This window comes from Bradyrhizobium sp. UBA2491 (assembly GCF_002341725.1).
GTDB lineage: Bacteria > Pseudomonadota > Alphaproteobacteria > Rhizobiales > Xanthobacteraceae > Bradyrhizobium.
The window spans coordinates 88,931-106,091 of the sequence record NZ_DDOP01000003.1; the positions used below are offsets into that span (position 1 = coordinate 88,931).

The window sequence follows — 17,161 nt, forward strand, 5'->3', positions numbered from 1 at the left end:
GCACGGCGCGCCCGCAGCTTTTCTCCGCTGTAGCGATCGGCGAAGGCCGCGGAGTTGTGATCGACGGATTTCAATCAGCGCAAGACTCACAGCAGGGCGGATTGCTCAGTGATCCGCCCTGCGTATCGATCTCTCTCTGCCGATCAGCTGACGTGATGCGCCTTCTCAAGGCCGTAGACCGGCGTCGGGATGCCTTCCATTCGCGCCTTCAGTTGCAGCGCCAGATACTGGGAGTAATGCCGCGACTGGTGCAGATTGCCGCCGTGGAACCACAATGCATTCTGCTGGGTCGGCTTCCACATGTTGCGCTGCTCGCCCTCCCACGGGCCGGGGTCCTTGGTCGTGTTGGATCCAAGACCCCAGACCTTGCCGACCTTCTCCGCGACATCCTTCGAGATCAGATCGGCGGCCCAGCCGTTCATCGAGCCGTAGCCGGTGGCATAGACGACGAGATCGGCGGGGAGTTCGGTGCCGTCGACGAATTTGACGCCGGTCTCGGTCAGTTCCTGCACCGCCGCGCCCTTGCCGCTCTTGAGCTTGATCGAGCCGTCGATGACGAGATCGCAGGCGCCGACATCGATGTAGTAGCCCGAGCCGCGGCGCAGATACTTCATGAACAGGCCGGAGCCGTCGTCGCCCCAATCATGCATGAAGCCGACCTTCTCCAGCGCGGCATAGAAATCCTTGTCGCGTTCGCGCATCTGCTCATAGAGCGGAATCTGGAACTGATGCATGATCCTGTAGGGCAGCGAGGCGAAGATTAGATCGGCCTTGCGTGTCGTCATCCCGTTCGCGACCGCCTGCTCCGAATAGAGCGCGCCAAGCCCGATATCCATCAGCGTGTCGGACTTCACGATATGCGTGGATGAACGCTGCACCATGGTGACGTCGGCACCGCCCTCCCACAGCGCCGCGCAAATGTCGTGAGCGGAGTTGTTGGAGCCGATCACCACCACTTTCTTGCCACGATATTTCTCCGGACCCGGATGGGTCGAGGAATGCTGCTGCTCGCCCTTGAAGATGTCCTGTCCCTTGTATGTGGGCCAGTTCGCCTTGCCCGACATGCCGGTGGCCAGCACGAGCTGCTTCGGCTTCAGCGTGATTTGCTTGCCGTCACGCTCGACCACGACGGTCCATTCCTTCTTCGCCTCGTCATAGCTGGCGGATTTGGCGGTGGTCGAGCTCCAGTAGTTGAGCTCCATGACCTTGGTGTACATCTCGAGCCAGTCGCCGATCTTGTCCTTTGGCGCGAACACCGGCCAGTTCTTCGGGAAGTCGATGTAGGGCAGGTGATCGTACCAGACCGGATCGTGCAGGCAGAGCGACTTGTAACGCTTGCGCCAGGAGTCGCCGGCGCGCTCATTCTTCTCGATGATGATGGTCGGCACGTTCAGTTGCCGAAGCCGCGCACCGAGTGCGATGCCGCCCTGTCCGCCGCCGATGATCAGCACCTGGGGCTGCATCGTGTGACCGAGCTCGGCGAGTTCCTGCTCGCGTTCCTCGCGCCAGCTCTTGCGATCCTTGCCGTGGCCGTGCTTGGCGCCAAGCGGCCGGGTGAAGCCGGATTTCTCTTCATGGCCCTTGAGCTCGGCCATGGTCGTGAGCAGCGTCCAGATGCGGCCATCCTTCATGCGCAAATGGCCGTAGCCGCGCGCGACGTCGGTCTCGAACTGGATCCAGCTCTCGATAATGCCGTCGGCCTCGCTTGCCGTATCGCCGTCGGCGATGCGCCATCCCGACGGCTTGGTGTCGGCAAGCCGCGCCTTCAGCATGTCGTGGATATCGTCCTTGCCTTCCATGGTCTTGATGTTCCAGGTGAAGGTGACCAGATCGCGCCAGTAACAATCGCTCTGAAACAGCGCGAGTGCGCGTTCGATGTCGCCCGACGACAACGCGGCGTTGAGCTCGTCGAGCAGTGCGGTAACTTTTCCGTCCGGGGCCTTCGTGAGCATGGTTTCATTCTCCCATAGGCCGGCGTCGATCGCGTTTTCATCGCGGGGCCGGCGTGTTGTTGGCGAGGTCGAGTGTGCCTCTGCCGCAAGATCAGCAAGCCCCGTGCCACGCTGGCGTATCCTGAAAACGCTCGATATTTCCTCGCGTTAATGCCGGGCGATGCGCTGCGCCACTGTTGCGCCGTGCAACAGGTGTTGCACGCAACGAACTTGATCGGCGGCATGATCCGAGTGACACTCCGGGCAACAACAGGAACGTGCGAGGAAATATCCAGGAGAATCAGCCGTGACCATCGAGCGCGCTGCGCATATCGACGAGTTGGTTCGCGTTGCGGTCGGCCAGACCAGCGCGCGCGATGCCGTCATTCATCAGTCGTGGGTGCGTTGCGTCTCCGAGCACAAGCTCGATCCCTCGGTGCTGCGCGACGCGCGCATCGTGACGTCCGGACGGCTGCGCGAGCATCGCGATGCGATGGACGAATTCCTTCACACCGCCCGTTTCGGCGTCGAGATGCTCTATCGCCAGATCGCCGGGCTCGGTTACGTGCTGCTGCTCACCGATGCCAAGGGTATCACGGTGGATTTCATCGGCGACCCGACCTTCAACAACACGCTGCGCAAGGCCGGCCTCTATCTCGGCGCCGACTGGAACGAGCCGCATGCCGGCACCTGCGCGGTCGGCACCTGCATCGCGACCGAGGAAGCCCTCACGGTGCACCAGTCCGATCATTTCGATGCGACCCATATTCCGCTGACCTGCACGGCAGCGCCGGTGTTCGATCCCAGCGGCGCGCTCGCCGCGGTGCTGGATATTTCCGCACTGCGCTCGCCGGAGCCGAAGGCCAGCCAGTTCCTGGCGCTGCAACTGGTCAAGTCGTTCGCGCACAAGATCGAGAATGCGAACCTGCTGAATCGTTTCCGGCACGAATGGATCATTAAACTGTCCGGCTCCGCGGAGTTTGCCGACGTCGATCCGGATTATGTGATCGCCGTCGACGGCAGCGGCCGCATCATCGGCTTCAACAATCGCGCCCGACAGTTGTTGGCACGCGAACTCGCCAAGCGTCCCGATCTCAGGCTCCGGGCCGACGGCTTCGGCGTGTCCGATATCTTCGAATGCACCATCGACGACCTGCCGCGCTTCGCGCATTCGCGCCCCGCCGGGCAGCGCACGCTGCGGCTGGCCAATAGTGGCGCGACGTTGTTCGCGCAGACCCTCCCGCCGCCGAACAAGCTTGCCGCGCCGGCGTCGTCGCGGAGCGAGGCGGTGCTTCCCGCGCCGCTGCGCAATTTGTTTCGCGGCGATCCTGCGATGCATCACGTGGTGTCGCGCGCCGCCAAGCTGATCAATACCCAGATGGGCCTGCTCATCACCGGCGAAACCGGCACCGGCAAGGAGCATCTCACCAAGGCGCTACATTCGGTCAGCGCGCGGGCAGGCAAGCCGTTCGTCGCGGTCAATTGCGCGGCGCTGCCGGAAAGCCTGATCGAGAGCGAGCTGTTCGGCCACGAGCCCGGTGCTTTCACCGGCGCGGCGGCAAAAGGCAAGAAAGGGCTGGTGCTCGAGGCTGACGGCGGCACCTTGTTCCTTGACGAGATCGGCGACATGCCGATCCCCTCGCAGACCCGGCTGCTGCGCGTGCTTGCCGAGCGTGAAGTGACGCCGGTCGGCCGCACCCGGCCGGTGCCGCTCAATATCCGCGTCGTCGCCGCCACCCATCGCGATCTCGTCGCGCTGGTCAAGGCCGGGCAGTTTCGCGAGGATCTCTATTTCCGCCTCAACGGTGCGGTGCTCGCGCTGCCCCCGCTGCGGCAGCGGACCGATGTCGAGTGGCTGATCGATCGGTTCCTGGATCGCCTCTCGACCGAGCATGAGGTCAGCTATGCGTTGACGGCGAGCGCTCGTGCCGCGCTGCTCAAGTATCAATGGCCCGGCAACATCCGCGAACTGATCAACGCCCTCGATCATGGCTGCGCACTGGCCACCGAGGGGACGATCGATCTTGCCGATCTGCCGGACCGGATCGCCTATCCGGCGGGTGAGGAAAAATCCGGAAAGTCGACGCGGGGTGGCGCGGCAATGTCACGCCAGGCCGACGAGCTGCTGGCGGCATTGCGCAACAATCGCTGGAACGTCTCGCGCGTGGCCCGCGAACGCGGCGTCGACCGCTCGACGATCCACCGCCAGATCCTCCGCTTCGGGATCACGATGCCGAAGAACCTGACCTGAGTGCGACCTCGAGCACGGCCGCAGGCGTCCGTCCGGAACGGATCGCCGCCTTACGCCGAATGGTCGAAGATTGGCGCACCCGACACGATTCGAACGTGTGACCTTTGCCTTCGGAGCAATTTAGCCTGCCTATCCTAAATGCACGACAGGGCACGCTACAATGCGATATGTAACTGAAGATACTAGACAATTCGTATTTCCGCGCCGAACTGTCTATCCAGAATTTCGCTCCGATATCCATCCGGTTGCTTCCGTGGTGCTTCCGCGGAAGCAGCCCCTCACTAGCGAGGGGAACACCTCATGGCAAAGCTGACCAAGCGGATCGTGGACGCTGCCGATGTTCGCGAGAAGGACTATTTTATCTGGGACGACGAACTGCCCGGTTTCGGCCTCCGCGTGTTCGCCTCCGGCAAGCGCAGCTACCTCATCCAATATCGCGCTGTTGGACGCACGCGACGCTACACCATCGGCCTGCATGGCGTGTGGACGCCGGAGACAGCCCGGCAAGAAGCGAAGGTCCAACTCGGGCGCGTCGCGCGCGGCGACAACCCTTCCGAAGAACGTCAGCTCGATCACAAGGCCATCACGGTCAAGGAGCTTTGCGCCCTCTATACCGCTGATCTGAACGCGGGCCTCATTCTGGGTAAGGGCGGGCGACCGAAAAAGCCCACCACCATCGTCACCGACACTGGCCGTATCGAGCGGCACATCATCCCGCTGATCGGCGCGCGCCGGGTCAAGGATCTCACCAAGGCCGACATCAACAAGGTCTTGAAGGACATCATGGCCGGCAAGACGCGCGTCGCCGTCAAGACGAAAAAGCTGCGAGGAAAGGCCATTGTTCGTGGTGGCGCGGGCACCGCCACGCGCACCGTCGGCCTATTGGGCGGAATCCTCACCTACGCTGTCGATGCTGGGATTATAGAGGTCAATCCGGCGCACGGCATCAAGAAGCCCAAGGACAATGTTCGGAATCGTAGGCTGACCGAGGCGGAGTATCGCACCCTCGGGCAAATGCTTCGCGATGCCGCGGCGAACGAAAAATACGCCATGACCGTGGACATCATCCGGCAGATCGCGCTCACCGGCTGCCGCCGCTCGGAAATGATCTCGCTAATGTGGATCGAAGCTGACACCGACGCGAGCTGCATGCGCCTGGTGGACAGCAAGGAAGGTGAGTCCATTCGTCCAATCGGATTGCCCGTCGTCGAGTATCTGGAGGAACGGCGCAAGACCGCAGCGGGCACCTATGTCTTCCCAGGTCAGGGCGAGGACCATGCGTTCGGCAGCTTCCCGAACCATTGGGAACAGATTTTCAGCGACAGTCCGCTCGCCGGCGTCACCCCGCATGTCCTGCGTCACAGCTTTGCCAGCATCGCCAACGATCTCGGTTTCACCGAGGTGACCATCGCGGCGCTCGTCGGCCACTCCAAGGGCTCGGTGACGAGCAAATACATTCACACGCTCGACACTGCGCTCATCATGGCCGCCGACACGATCTCCGGTTACATCCAAGGGCTACTCGAGGGGATCGAATTCAAACAGACGGCCTACGCATTGGATCGTGATTCTCGTCGAGCTGCGCTTGACCTCTTCCTGACCAAAGCGGTTGGAGAGCCGGGGAACGAAGCCGAGGACGAGGAGCGTCGCTTGGCAGCTTGAGGCTTGCGATCAGCCACTGGTCGGCGAGCAATTCATCGCCGCCCACGATGCAGTCGAAAAAGCTTTTTGAAGAAATCGACGATCTTCGGTTTGGCGCCATCGGCGACCAGGTCATTTGCTCCGAACCGGCAGACCATCCTGACACTCCTGCACACCGAGCGCAGCCGTAGCGGCGCGTTGTCTCGTTCGACCGCTTGATCGCCCGCTGCCGCATTGGCTCCGCCAGCATTGGAGACTTTCTGAGGCAGGAACGTCTCGCAGAGGGGGCATCTGACGCAATCGCCTCACGCCCCCGTTGCGCGCAATTTAGGGCACATATACTTCAAGGATCGGGGCGGAAGGCGCCACCGCTTCGGCCCGACGCTTGGCAACGCGCTTCGCCGCATCGCGGACAAGTGCAAGCTTGCGCCTGTCCTTGTCCACGCATGCCAGAATTTGGTCATCAGTTGCGGCGTCGATCTGTTCGGGCTCACAGAGCTGCGCGGCGGCCAAGCGGCAATAGTCGCCCCGCAGCAAATCGGCTCCAGCGAATTGGGCGAGGTCGACGGCGGCGCTGGGCACGCCATATGTCAACCGGATCGCCAGACGTCTCACACGGTCACCGAGATCGAGCGTGGGGTGCAGGATCTCGGCGACGCGAGCCGCGACCGGCATCAGATCGCAAGTCCGCGCTGCGACCGCGCGTATGGGGCCGGCGGCGCCGCCAAACGCACCACCGAACTGCGTCAGCACGCGCTCGATCTCGCTCATGGCACGACCGGACACGAACAAAAGACAAGCGACCGCCTTCTTCGCACGCAGGGTCGCCTGATGATCTTCTGTTGTCCCGCGCTGAAGCGCGTTCAGGACGTGCCACGGCACATTCTGCCTCTGCAGCTCGTTGGGCCATAGCTGAGGCTCTTTCTGCGTGCTTTTTCGGTTGATCGGAAAAAGGAGTTGATCGACCTCGACCGTCGTTTGAGCTGCGGCAATCAGGACGGGATCGCTGATTTCTTGGGGCTGAAGCGAGCCGAGGCAATCTACGAGCGCGACGATGGACCCGACCTCTGCCGCGCTTTCGCCAGCGAGACGGCCCAGCTTGGTCAATTCATACGCGCCTGTAGCGTTCTTCTGCACCAGGCCGTGGCGTTCCAAATCCGCTAGGGCCGAAAGCAGATCCGGCCGGCTCCACTGCCACGCGCTATGGGCGCGCCGGGCTTGGAACGCGCCGAAGCTCGATTCCAGAAATTCGACAATCTCCTCGCTCGGCACGCCTTCGCCGGCCGCTCGTTGTGCCGCGACTAGGACGCGGATAATCAGGGAGCGTGGGTCGGTTGTACCGTCGAGGAAGCGGGACACCAAGTCTTCCGGCTCCGCGGTCACGTATCGCGACCACAGATCATGCTCGGCGCGCGGATCGAGCGCCAGCAGATACGAAGCTCCCTTCTCGGCGAAGCCAAGCCTTCCCGCGCGACCGACTAGGTTCTTGTATTCGGCTACCGAATAGGGCTCGTCGCCGGGATGATTCAAGCCGGCGATGATGACCGATGACGCGGGCGTGTTCACGCCCATCGCCAGCGTCGTCGTGGCTGCGATGACGCGCAGGCCCGAGCCGCTACGGCGAAATTCTTCCTCGATGACGCGCCGCTCTTCGCGGTCGAGATCCGAGTTGTGGAAAGCGACGCCGCGCCCCAGCGCGCTCCGCAAGTCGGCGCTGGCCTGCGAGGGATCGCCGCCGGGCATCTGCGTCAGCGCCTCGGCAGCCGGAGGCAATCCGAGCGACTCTGCGAGATAGTTGGCGCAGCCGCGGGCTTCGCCCTTGGTTTCGCGAAACACGATCACCTGCTGGCCTTCGGCGACAAGCTTGCGCACCAGCGGGATGATCCAATCCTGGCTGGATCCTTTGCCGCCGACAAGACGCCGAACGAGCGGCCCCTCAACCTGCTCATTGCCATTCTCCGGGTCAAGAAAGCGGAAATGCCCGGTGCCGAGCAACAAGCCCTCCTCAAGCGGAACGGGCCGCTCCGTGCGCCGCAAGAGCCGCGCGCCGAGCCATTGCTCAAGGCCGTTCGTGTCCCCGATCACAGCCGAAAGCGCGATCAGTTGGGGCTCGATCCCCTCACGCCGGCGCATCCGGATGAGCGTCAAAATGAACTCCAGATTCGCGCCGCGGCCACGGTCGGCGATCATCTGCGCTTCGTCGATCACGATCGCGCCGACCTGCGCCAGCACATGAGGGAATGTCAGCGCGATCGCGGCGAACTTCTCATAGGTCAGGAGACCGACATCGTATTGGCCCCGCAGCAGAGGCGCGATGTCGTCCGTCTCGCCCGTCGCTTCCACCGTGCGGACCCCGAAACCGCCATAGACGCTCTCGAAGTGCCGCCGCTTGTCTGCCACAAGGGCCTTAAGCGGCAGCAGAAACAAAGCCCGTTTGCGATCCAGCACGTTCCGGAGCGCCGCGAGCTCGCCCACCATCGTCTTGCCCGAGGATGTCGGGGCCGACACCACCAGGTTCTCGCCGTCCAGCACGCCGAAGTCGGTGATGGCGGAGATCTGAAGCGCATTCAAGGACGGGATCGCTCCAGCCCAGGCGGTGACAAGCGCGTCGGGGAAACCGGCCGACGAGAGGCTGGCAAGATCGGACGTCACCTTGGCAGGCAGACGCGCCGGGAAGGCCGCCCGATACTTAGCGCCCGGCACGAACACGGGCCACGCGACATCGCCGTCGATGCTCCCGCGCATGGTCGGGTTCTGCTCTTTGCCGCCCTGCAGCGCGGCCGCCCGGACGCGGCTCGTGACATGCTCGAGGAGGCGGTAGAGCGAGAGCTTGCCGCCGCTCACGACTTCCTCGGCGCCACATAGCGCCTCAAGCAGAAAGTGGGTCAGAAAGCCGTGCCCGAACCGGCGGTGCTCATAGGCGGGCTCGGTCGCCGCGGAGGCGGTGAAGATGATCCGACCAGCGCCGCCAAGCTGAGCCAGGCGCGCTTCGGCGGACAAAAGGCTGCGCGGCTTCGCATCGACGTGCAGAACCTTCGCCCCAATGCCGCCGGAAAAACAACAGTCGAGGAACAGGATCAGGCGCTTTGCCGGTATCCGCGAGAACCATTCCTGCAACAGCTCGAGCGGGATCGCGGAGCCGGCGAGATCATCTGGATTCGCGTCGTGGGTGACGAGCTCATGTGTCTCCGACCCATGGCCGGAGAACGCGATCACCACCGTATCCTCGGGGCCGCAGCCGGCCAGGTCGGCAAATGCGTCCTCAATCCGCTGCCGCGTGGCCTCCGCATCTGCCAGCAAGACTGTGCTGCCGCCCAGCGTGTCGAAGAACAGTGCCTCCAGCGCCGTCGCGTCGCGACGCGCGCAGGTCAGCTCATCAATGCCGGTCGAGCTATAACGGTCGATGCCGATGAACAGGCCGCGAAACGGCATGAGGCACCACGCTACGCCCGAACGACGCCGACGGAGAACGCGGCTCGTGGCTTCTCAGCCTTCTCCAGCACGACCGGCGCGAACGTGTCTTTCCGCGCGACCTGCTTGTTGCCCACCTTCTCGAACCAGACACACCAGACGGCATCCTCCTCCAGCATGGCCGTCTTCCCGACCTGCTCGACCGTCATGATCGGCCCGCCTGACTTCACCCGCACAAGATCGCCGGGCTTGAATTCGGTAGCATCCATTCTCCACGCTCCTTCTCGATGCCTATCTGTCCTCGCCAGGCACCGGAGGAGGTCGCAAGAAGCTCGCCCACGTCCCCACCACCATGAGTGGAGACGCGCACGTGCTAGGAGATCGCCCCATGCCTAACATCAATATATGGTGTGTCGGTCATTCCTTGCACAAGGATTTCGGCGAAGACCGTGTAAGCTCCTGATAGATGTTCTTGATTTGTCTCTTAGGGCTGCGCTGCGTTCCGAAGCGGGATAGCCCGACGGCAACCTGCCGTCGGGCCTATCGTCACGATCTGCCAGATAGCCAACGCCAGGCGCGGCGCCAGAAGCCGGGAGCCGCCTTGACGGGAGCGGGCTGAACGGCAAGTTCGATCGCTGGCGTCTGCCCGTAGAAGCGCGCTTTGGCAGCGCGGTCACGACGACGCTCGGCTTCGACCTGCTCGTCACTCCAGGGGCCGGCCTCGATCACCTTGCTGCGGTCGATCACATAGTGTGACCGGCATTTCAGCGTCCAATTGCCGATCGACGGCCGAAGGGAGACGGTCTCGCCATCGAACGTCATCTTCCAGTCCGTCGGCGTGAAGGGGGCGACGACCTCCTCGCCGCAACCGCAGCAGCAGCTGTGGGCTGATGTGGCATATTCCATCGAAACATAGAGAATGCCTGCCTCAAGGCGCTCAGGGATGTGTTCGACGAAACGATGTTCGAGTCGCTTGTGCCGTATCACGCGAGATCCCCGTTGATCAGCATGTTGCCGTCGGTGGTGTAGGTGCAGTGATGCTCGCGCTCGAGGTCGCGGTAGAAGCCGCGAATCTTCTTCCACTTGACGACCGCGAGGACAGCATTCAGGGCGTTGAGATCCGCGACCTGGATGTTGGAGGCGTAGATGTCCTTGGCGCCGCCGCCGACGAAGGAAATGCGCTGCCGCGCGTGATCGCGCTTCTCCGGCGTACTGGCGGTGACGCGCAGGATGCCGCCCAGCGACCCCTCGTCGAGCTCGAGCCCCATGCCAACATCGACGAACGCGGCGCCGATCGCCTCGAGCTTCTCTACGATCAGCCGCTTAGCGTCACCCGCATCGAGGGACAGGAACGCGAAGGTGACGCCGTCGAGAAGGTGAATGTTGTCGACGCCGAGCGCGACATCGTGCGCCACGATGTTCCGGTGCATCCGGCTGTAGATGCGCTTCAGGTATTCGACCTTCTTGGGCGCTTCCCGCAATTCCTCCAGGCTCGGAGCGCCCGGCGCGCGAAACGCGTTATGGGTCAGGAACTCGTCGCTGTCGAACAGCCGGATTTCCCGGACAGGCGTCTTGGCGACGAAATCCAGGATGTAGCCGCCGGTCCCCCCGACGCCGATGATGGCGACCCGCTCGTTGACGAGTCGCTCGGTCAGGACGCCGATCCCGACACGGTCGGAGGCGGTCTCGACATAGTTGAAGACGCTGTCCTCCTCCTCTTCCGGTTCGCGGAAGGTGCGAGGCGTCGCGCCGGACTTCAGCACTGCGGCCGGGCCCGCGAGGATATTCGCGTAGCTCGTCATCTTGTGGTGGTAGTCCGAGTAGCCGCCGTCTGGCTTGCTGGAGAAGCTGTGCGTCGCCTTCAGGCCGTGGCCGAGATCGAAGGCGCCGGCCGCATGCGAGATGCCCTGGATGGGCCTGCCGTCGGCGTGGCACGGGAAATCGCCGTCCCAGTGGATGACATGGGTGTCGGGCGGGCGCGTCTGATCTCCGGCCAGCGTGAGGCTGGAGATGAGGGTGCCGATGCGCACCTCCCGGCGCGCATCGACATACGGCACCTCGCGCATAACGAGATACCCGCCCTGCTGCTGGACGAAGTAGCCTTCGTCCCGCAGCCGCTTGAGGTCCGGATTACGACTGAACAGTGCGCGTGACATTGAACACCGTGCCCTTCTTCTTGACGTCGACGGAGCCGCCAACCCCGAGCTCACCGGCGGGCGGCGTCGACGCCGCGTGCCGATAGGTCATCGAGAAGACGACGTTGGGTTCGTGCTGGCCCGGGAAGGCGAGCTGGACGATCTGTTCGAACGTCACCGTGCGGGCGTTCACCGTGCGCGGCCGCGAATTGACGATGATCTCGAACGTCAGCCGCGCGGTGATGAACCGCTCGATGCCGGGCTGGACCAGATCGATCAGCTCGCCATGCTCGATCAGGCGATCTTCACCGCCGGGAACCTCGAGGAAGACGGCCTCCCCCTCGCCGGGCTTGGCGAGGCCGTAGAGCACCGTGCCGCTGATGACCGGCTTGCCCCAGAGCAGCTCGTGGTCGTTGAGGGTCAGCTTGAAGTCGCGGTCGGTCTGGAAGGCGATGAACCGCTCGGCGCCGCGCTCACGCAGGTCGAACGGCTCGTTGAGCCTCACATCCTCGAAATCGCCCGAGGGCAGGATCGCGATGAGGCTGTAACCGTCCCGCGGGTCGAGTGCCGCGGCTTCCAGCAACTGGCGGCCGAGCGGCACGGGATCGCTCACCACACGGGACTGGAAGTTGAGATCGCCCTGCGCGAGGAGAAAGCGATACCCCCGCGCCGGACGCAACGCCCGGCCTTCGCGCAGGGCGTCGCCGAGATCGTCGTAATCAAGAAGTTCTTCGGTGTTCATAAGATTGGGTCCTTAGGTTCGGCCGAGGCAGCGCCGCGGCTCTAAGGGTCCAATCGGAGCGAGGGAGGCCGACCGGTAAGGTCAGACGAACTTTTTTTGCAAGGGGCCGTCGGGGGTCTGCCCGCAGATGAAGAAGGCCGGGCAGTTCGGGCAGGTGCGCGACGAAACCTCGGCCGGAAACCGTCCGGCGCGGATGTCGCCGAGAAACTTTGCGAGCTTGTCCTTGCGCCCCTTCAGCTCCCGATCGGACAAGGCAAGCGCATGTGCCTCGCCGTCGGAAAGATGGACGAGCTCTGCGACCGCGCCGGGAAAGGACTGCCTGACCGCCAGCATCAGCGCCGCCGCGCCGACATCCTTGCCCTCGGCCGACCGCATGTGACCCGTGCGAATGCGGCGCACGGCGCGGATGCCGTCCGGCCGCACCAGCACCTCGTCCGGCCGAACGATGATCTCCTCGCCGCCGAAACTGAGGCTGAGCGCGACCGGCGCTTCGGGGACTGCTTCGGCGCGGTTCGCCAGGAAGAAGCGCAGCATTGCCAGCGCCAGATCGCGGAATTCCGCGCGATAGCCGTGCTCGCCGAGCCCCTCGCCGGCGAGCGCCGCATCGATGCGATCTTGCAGCGCCTGCTCGGACACGGGTCCATCCGACGCGATCACCGCCTCGACCACCACGCGAACCGCCTCATGCAGATGCATGAAGGCGGTCGCGGTTCGCCGGCCGCCGACCTGCAGGACATGCGTGTAGAAGAAGCGACGCGGGCAGGATTCATAAAGAGCGATCTGCGGGGCGCCTAACCGCAGCCGTCCGTCGACCACCAAATCGATATCCCGAGCTTCCGCGGCCACGGGAAGCGGCCGTGCCGGCACGAGCGAACGGCGTGTTAAGGTCGCCCCGAGACGGTCGAGGAATGGCGAAAGCGGTCGGTTGTGGCCGTTACTCTTCTCGGTCGGCGCATAAAGGATCAGGCGATCGCGGGCGCGCGACTGCGCCACGTAAAATAGGCACTCCTGCTCCTCGGCCTGACCTGCGCGGAACGCCTCCAGCGCACTGCCCTCCGCCCCCGCGATCATCCCGTCGGGCGCCGGACAGGGCGGCGCCGGCGGCGTGCGTGGGATCGTGTCGCTGTTAAGCCCAGGAATATGGACGCCACCGAACTCTAGGCCCTTGGCGCCATGGATGGTCATCAGCCGCACGGCGTCGAGATGCTGGGCGGCCGCCGGCAATTGGCGCAGGTCGCGGTCGTCGCCGAGCCGCACGAGCCTGCGCACACGATCGAGCAGGCGCGTGATGGGCAGCCCGCGTCCGGCCGGTTGTACCCGCACAAAGTTGAGGAATTGCCAGATCGCGATGCCCCGTGTGCGGTCGGCGAGATCCTCCGACGCGCCCAGGCGCGCGGCGATGCGTGTGCGATCGAGCAACAGCGTCGCGAGCACGGTCCAGGGCGAGGCCGTCTGATCGAAACCATCGAGCGCAGTCGCGAGCTTGGCAACGGTCTGCCGCCCCCTGTCGCTCAAACCGGGGATCGCCTCGCCATGCCGCAGCCAGCCCGCCGGCGCGTGCTCGGCCGCCCGCAGATGGTCGAAGACCGCGACCACATCGGCAAAGGAGGTGGCGAAGTCTCGCCAGCAGGCAATGCGCACCAGGCCCATGGCGCGCCGATCGACCAGGATCGAGAGGAGAGCCAGGAGATCCTTGACCTCACCCCGCTCGAACAGACTTCCCAGGAAGAGGACCGGCACGCCGAGCCGTTCCAGGTCCTGCCCGATCGTCGACAGCTTTTCGTTGCCGGTGCACAGGACCGCCTGGTCACGATAGGCGTAGCCGTCACGCCGCAGCTCCTCGATAGCGTCGGCCAGGGCGACCTGCTGCTGCTCGGCGCGCTGGACCGTGCGCAACTCGGGCCTATGTCCATTGGCGTCGCGGTCCGCGTCGAGGCCACTATCCGCATCGCCGGCGCGCATCGTGATCGCGAAACTGGAGAAGCTGGCGACAATCTCCGGCACCGAACGATAATTACGCTTCAATCGACCGCGATTGCCACCGGCGAAGTCCTCCTTGCCGAACCGGGTTATGTTGAAGGATGAGGCACCGCGAAACCGGTAGATCGACTGCTTGGCGTCGCCGACCATCCAGAGATTGCGGCCGTCGGGCCGCAGTGCGCTCAGCAGCCGCACGCTGCTGCGGTTCACGTCCTGATACTCATCCACCAGGACATGATCATATTGCGCCTGCAGCGCCGCGCAGATGGCCGCCTCCTTTTCGAGCAGTTGCACCGGCAAGGCGACAAGATCGCCGAAGTCGATGCAATGCGCGTTGCGCTTGAGCTGTTCGTAGGCCGCGTAGACGCGGGCAACCTCGCCGGCGCGTTCCGCCGCCTCGCGCGCATCCGAGTCCTGGGCTTTCGCCTGCATGGCGTCGGCGAGCGCGGCGTAGGTTTCGGCGTCGACCACCTCATCCTTCGCCCGCGATACGGCGGCCAACATGTCGGCAATGATCTGGGTCGGATCGTAAAGATTGCGGTAGTACGCGAGCCTAAGCCGCGGGAACTCCCCCTCGAGGAGTTCGACCGCTTCGGTCCGGTCCATCATCCGCGGGTCCTTCGGCAGGCCGAGCTCCGCATGGAAACGACGGATGATATCGAGGCCGAAGGCATGGAACGTGCCGATCCACATCGCGGCCGCAGCCTCGGGCCGCTTGCGCGCGATCCGCTCGGCCATCTCGCCCGCTGCCTTGTTCGAAAAGGTCAACAGCAGTATGCGCCGTGGATCGACGCCCTCGCCTAGAAGGCCCTCGACGCGCGCGATCAGCGTCTGCGTCTTGCCGGTGCCAGGCCCCGCCTCAAGCAGATAGGCTTCGCCGCGATGCGCCGCAGCGGCCGCTTGCAGCGGATTGAGCGGCCGTTCGACATGCGCCGCAGTCGCGGCGGGAGGCACGGGCGGCAGCAGCAAAGCATCGAACAACTGCTGCGCGACGACCTCGAACGGCGCGCCGAGCTTCGCGGCGATGGCGGACGCGGCGAGCCCTTGGTCGACATGGAGCGCCCGCGCGACGGTGCGCGGAAGCAGCAGTTCGCGCGCGAACAGGTCCATCTGGACTTCGCGGCGTTGCCGGCGTCCATAATCGACAACCCGATCCATTCCGACTGGTGAGGGCTCGGCCGGGCGTGCCGGATCAATCATCGGCGCCGCTTCGCCACCAGGATCGTCGCCCAGCTCGACATGGCCGATCTCATGCGCCACGAGGAAAGCTTGCTCGAACGGAGAGCCCATATTCTCGTGAAGAATCAGATCGTCGGCGGCGACGAAAGTCGCGCGGCCGCCATTGAGGACGGCTGCGCCGGCGGCAGTCCGTTCGACATCAATCCCCCGCCGCTTGGCCTCGGCGACAGCAAAGTCATAGGGCGACCAGGGATCGGCGCCGGATGCAACGAGGCGAGCGTGAAGCTCGGCGGCGACTTGCCTGGCGAGCTCCACACTGTCCATGTCAGTCCGCCTCCGCCAACAGCCGGGCGCGCTTCTCGGCCGGGACGCCGGCATCGATCAGCACTTGCTCGAAGGTGACCTGCTCGCCGGCCACCGGTTTGCTGTCGGCCTTATAGCTGCGCGCGACAATCAGGTGCGCTGGCCCCCAGGACGACTCCAACTGTGCGACAGAGCTGCGCATCGCATCCGCCAATATCGCCAGGAAGCGTCGCGGGATACTGACGAGAGAGACCCGCCGTTCGCGCAGTGCGGTCACGACCTGCCGGGGCACGTCCAGACGCTGCGCGACGGCGCGCCAGTCATCGACCGTCAGCGCCGCGAAAGGGTCGGCTGCTGCCGCCGGCATAACCTTCGCGTGTTGCGACCAGGCAGCGTCGATCAGCGCCCGATCGGTAGCAGAGAGGGGTGCGGCATCTTCATAAGCCTCGCGGCTGAGTTCGCGCGAGAGGTCGATGAGCTCCCCGGCATATTCCGGGTATAGCCGCAGATAGCGTTCCAAGGTCGACCGGCCAGGCTCGCTCTCGACCGCGAACGCGTCGAGCACGGCCTCGCGGGATGGACGTCCGCCGCCGGGGCTCACCGCTCGTCTCCGTCGGCCATGGCAGCTCGCAGGGCGGCGAAGGCCTTGTCGCGGTAGGTTCGGACGGTCTTTTCGGAGCGGCCCAAAGCCTTGGCGATGGTCATGACGTCCGGCTCCTTGGAGTCGATGGGGAAGCCCTGTCTCAACATGTGAATGATCCTGCTTTGTTCTGTCGGTAGAGCTTCAATCGCTGCATCCAGGCGCGACCGGTAAGACGGGTCGTCGAAATCCGACACGGCGAAGGGATCGTGGGTCCCTGCGGCCGCCTCGACCTCCGGTGACAGTTCTCCGCTCTCCTCGTCATATTCGAGGGGCTGGGAACGGTTTTCGTCGCGCCAGGCCTTTTCCTGCGCATCGCGCCGCAGGCTCGCTAGCGCGCCATCGAAGCGCACCTCGAAGTAGTCGACCTTTTCGTCGTAGGCGGCGCGGTCCGCCGAAAAGAGCTCGACGAACCGGCCGAACACCTTGTCGCGCACGACCCCGCGCGTCAGCGATTCCGTCTTTCCATCGGAGCTTTCCGCCCTGGGCAAACTGCGCAGCACCCGTTCGGTCAAGATCCGATAGAGGCGCTCGAACCACACCTCGTTGTTGTCGCGACGGCTCGCGCGAATGAAGTAAACGAGACATTCGCTCGGGACGTAGCCCGGGTCCGAGCGCTTGGTGATTTCCGCCCTGGCGATCAAGCCATCACGCGGCAGGACTGCCAATTCGGCGATGAGGGCTTCTATCTTCGGGTCGCGCTCGTAGAGTTCGCCGCTGAGGCGGCGTTTGCGCAGCGGGGTTACGATCGCTTCGCCCGCGCCACGCGCGTCTGCCTTTTGCCCGGTGTCGAAAGCTCCCTCCAACTGGTTCATCGCGCGGCCCCGCCTCCCGTATCGCCCTTCTTGTTGAGACGCGTCTCGAGCGAGCCGATGCTGTCGAGCACCGCCTCGAAATCCGGTGGATCGCCAAAGATCATGCCCTGCATGGCCCTGTAGTCGACGCGCA

General features: G+C 64.4%; 11 protein-coding genes. 2 read left to right on the forward strand and 9 right to left on the reverse strand.

Annotation, left to right across the window (positions count from 1 at the left end):
• Window positions 1–143: 143 nt before the first annotated feature.
• A complete protein-coding gene (locus tag B2W55_RS01090) occupies window positions 144–1,952 on the reverse strand; it encodes an NAD(P)/FAD-dependent oxidoreductase (RefSeq protein WP_024584499.1) in 1,809 nt (602 codons plus the stop codon).
• Between the two features lie 286 nt (window positions 1,953–2,238).
• Here B2W55_RS01090 and B2W55_RS01095 point away from each other — a divergent pair, with 286 nt between their 5' ends.
• Window positions 2,239–4,182: a sigma-54-dependent Fis family transcriptional regulator gene (locus B2W55_RS01095; protein WP_024584498.1), complete on the forward strand. Its 1,944-nt coding sequence runs from the start codon at window positions 2,239–2,241 to the stop codon at window positions 4,180–4,182.
• 300 nt (window positions 4,183–4,482) lie between these two features.
• Window positions 4,483–5,844 (forward strand): tyrosine-type recombinase/integrase, encoded by a 1,362-nt coding sequence (locus B2W55_RS01100; protein ID WP_006023603.1) that lies wholly within the window; start codon window positions 4,483–4,485, stop codon window positions 5,842–5,844.
• Window positions 5,845–6,150: 306 nt separating this feature from the next.
• On the opposite strand, the gene B2W55_RS01105 is transcribed toward B2W55_RS01100, so the two are convergent.
• From B2W55_RS01105 to B2W55_RS01140, 8 genes are all read right to left on the reverse strand, one after another.
• Window positions 6,151–9,255 (reverse strand): DEAD/DEAH box helicase, encoded by a 3,105-nt coding sequence (locus B2W55_RS01105; RefSeq protein WP_006023604.1) that lies wholly within the window; start codon window positions 9,253–9,255, stop codon window positions 6,151–6,153.
• Window positions 9,256–9,266: 11 nt separating this feature from the next.
• A complete protein-coding gene (locus B2W55_RS01110; protein ID WP_006023605.1) occupies window positions 9,267–9,503 on the reverse strand; it encodes a DUF2158 domain-containing protein in 237 nt (78 codons plus the stop codon).
• Between the two features lie 277 nt (window positions 9,504–9,780).
• Entirely contained in the window at window positions 9,781–10,221 is a 441-nt protein-coding gene (locus B2W55_RS01115; RefSeq protein WP_006023606.1) for a DUF6527 family protein, read from the reverse strand.
• The gene (locus B2W55_RS01120; protein ID WP_006023607.1) at window positions 10,218–11,390 is read right to left on the reverse strand and encodes a ThiF family adenylyltransferase; all 1,173 of its coding nucleotides are present in this window, start codon (window positions 11,388–11,390) and stop codon (window positions 10,218–10,220) included. The genes B2W55_RS01115 and B2W55_RS01120 overlap by 4 nt, the downstream gene beginning before the upstream one ends.
• On the reverse strand, window positions 11,365–12,111 hold the full coding sequence (locus B2W55_RS01125) for a multiubiquitin domain-containing protein (protein WP_024338476.1): 747 nt from the start codon (window positions 12,109–12,111) through the stop codon (window positions 11,365–11,367). Before B2W55_RS01125 ends, B2W55_RS01120 begins: the two co-directional genes overlap by 26 nt.
• An 81-nt stretch (window positions 12,112–12,192) precedes the next feature.
• Window positions 12,193–15,594, reverse strand: a complete 3,402-nt coding sequence (locus B2W55_RS01130) for a UvrD-helicase domain-containing protein (RefSeq protein WP_006023609.1) — start codon at window positions 15,592–15,594, stop codon at window positions 12,193–12,195.
• Window position 15,595: 1 nt separating this feature from the next.
• A complete protein-coding gene (locus B2W55_RS01135) occupies window positions 15,596–16,174 on the reverse strand; it encodes a hypothetical protein (RefSeq protein ID WP_006023610.1) in 579 nt (192 codons plus the stop codon).
• Window positions 16,171–17,028, reverse strand: coding sequence for a response regulator transcription factor (locus tag B2W55_RS01140; protein WP_006023611.1), 858 nt, complete (start codon window positions 17,026–17,028; stop codon window positions 16,171–16,173). The genes B2W55_RS01135 and B2W55_RS01140 overlap by 4 nt, the downstream gene beginning before the upstream one ends.
• Between the last annotated feature and the right edge of the window lie 133 nt (window positions 17,029–17,161).